Raw genomic sequence first — 2,051 nt, 5'->3', positions numbered from 1 at the left:
ACCCTAGGAAGATGATGAACGAGCTGAACACCCTGCGATCCGCCGTCGAGGGACGGGTGCGGCTGCCCGGCGACCCGGGCTTCGACGACGTCCGCCGCCCCTGGAACCTGGCCGTCGAGCAGCCGGCCGCGGCCGTGGTCGAGGCGGCCGACGCGGCCGACGTCGCCGCGCTGGTCCGGTACGCCCGCGCCAACGGGCTGGCCATCGCGACCCAGCCCAACGGGCACGGCGCCACCGGACGCACCGGCGGCACCGTCCTGCTCCGCACCGCCCGGCTCGACACGGTGGAGATCGACCCCGCCGCCCGCCGCGCCCGCATCGGCGCCGGCGTGCCGTCCGGGCGGCTGCAGGCCGCCGCCGCGCCGCACGGGCTGACCGGGCTGCCCGGCAGCTCCCCGGTCGTCAGCGTCACCGGCGTCGCCCTCGGCGGCGGGCTGAGCTGGTTCGGCCGCGCGCACGGCTGGGTCGCCGACAGCGTCACCGCGTTCGACGTCGTCGACGCCGACGGCTGGCAGCGGCATGTCACGGCGGGCAGCGATCCCGACCTGTTCTGGGCGCTGCGCGGCGGAGGCGGCGACTTCGCCATCGTCACCGCCCTCGAACTCGCCCTGCACCCCGCCCCGAGCCTGTACGGCGGCCGGATGCTGTGGACGGCCGGGCACGCCCCCGAGGTGATGGACGCCTACCGGCAGATCACCGCCGAGGCCCCCGAGGAGCTGACCGTCTGGCTCGATCTGCTGCACTTCCCGGGAGCCGACCCCATGGTCGCCATCGACGCCACCTACCTCGGCGACGCCGGACGGGCGCGCGATCTGCTCGCTCCGCTGGACCGCCTGCCCCGGCCGCTGTCGGACTCCCGGCGGACCATGGCGGTCTCCGAACTCGGCACGATCACCGCGGAGCCCACCGATCCCGGCCCCGGGCTCTCGCGCGCCGAACTGCTCACCGGGCTGGACGACACCGCCGTGAAGACGCTGCTCGCGGAGCCGATCGCCCCGCTGCTGAGCGTCCAGGTCCGGCATCTGGGCGGCGCGTTCGCCCGTCCGAGCGACGGCCCGCACGGCCCGCTGACCGAGCCCTACGCCCTCTACCTGTTCGGCATCCCCTCCGACCCCGCCACGGCGCGCGCCGTCACCGCAAGGCAGCGCGCCCTCGCCGAGGCCCTCCCCGCCAGCGGACGCAAGCCCTTCAGCTTCCTCAACCCCGCGGAGACCGCGGCCGACGCCTTCGCCCCCGCCGCGCTCGACCGCCTGCGCCGCATCAAGCAGGACCGCGACCCGCGCAACACCTTCCGGAGCAACGTCCCGGTCGCGGGCTGAGGATTCTTTTCGATACGCACGTTGCGTTATTGGCGGCCGGGCGAGTACGGTCGAATTACGAAACGTGCGTATCGAAAGGACGGAGAGGTGCCTCCTCCAGCACGCCGCGGCCGGCCGCGCGACGCCGGTGCCGACGCGCAGATCCTGCGGGCCGCCGAGGAGGAGCTGCTGGCCAACGGCTACGCGGCCTTCGCGGTGGACAAGGTCGCCAGGTCCGCGGGCGTCGCCAAGACCACGCTGTACCGGCGCTGGCCCACCAAGGACCACCTGGCCATCGCCGTGATCGCCCGCATGCAGGACGAGGTCCCCGTGCCCGACACCGGGGACCTGCGGGCCGACCTCGTCGACTACCTGGAGCAGATCGCGCTGGGGCTCGACCGGACGCGCCGGGCCGGGCCGGGGCACGCCCCTGACGACCCCTCGTCCGGTCTCGTCGGCGAGCTGGTCGCGGCCGCCGCGCGGCACCCCGACATCGGGGCGCTGGTCCGCGCGGTCTTCGAGCAGCGCAACGCGCTGGTCCTCGGGCTGATCGACCGGGCCCGCCGGCGCGGCGGCCTGCGTCCGGACACCGATCCGGAGCTGCTGTTCGACCAGCTCGCCGGCGCCCTGTACTACCGGCTCCTCATCACCGGCCGCCCCATCGGCCGCGCCTACGCCGAACACCTCGTCGACGCCGCCCTCTCCGGCGTCCTCCCCGCGAAGGAGAAGCGGACATGACCACCACGTCCCCCG

At 74.9% G+C, this 2,051-nt stretch carries 2 protein-coding genes; both read left to right on the top strand.

Translation table 11 applies throughout. From position 1 onward, the window contains the following. Positions 1-1,319 (top strand): FAD-binding oxidoreductase (locus E1284_RS40375; protein ID WP_341770480.1); only part of this gene is annotated, 1,319 nt, incomplete at its 5' end. 87 nt (positions 1,320-1,406) lie between these two features. Further along, positions 1,407-2,036: a TetR/AcrR family transcriptional regulator gene (locus tag E1284_RS40370; protein ID WP_131945383.1), complete on the top strand. Its 630-nt coding sequence runs from the start codon at positions 1,407-1,409 to the stop codon at positions 2,034-2,036. Positions 2,037-2,051 lie beyond the last annotated feature (15 nt).

The sequence above is a fragment of the Actinomadura bangladeshensis genome (genome assembly GCF_004348335.1).
GTDB classification, from domain to species: Bacteria; Actinomycetota; Actinomycetes; order Streptosporangiales; family Streptosporangiaceae; genus Spirillospora; species Spirillospora bangladeshensis.
Note: the sequence above shows the minus strand (reverse complement) of the source record. Positions and strands in the feature narration are given on the sequence as shown.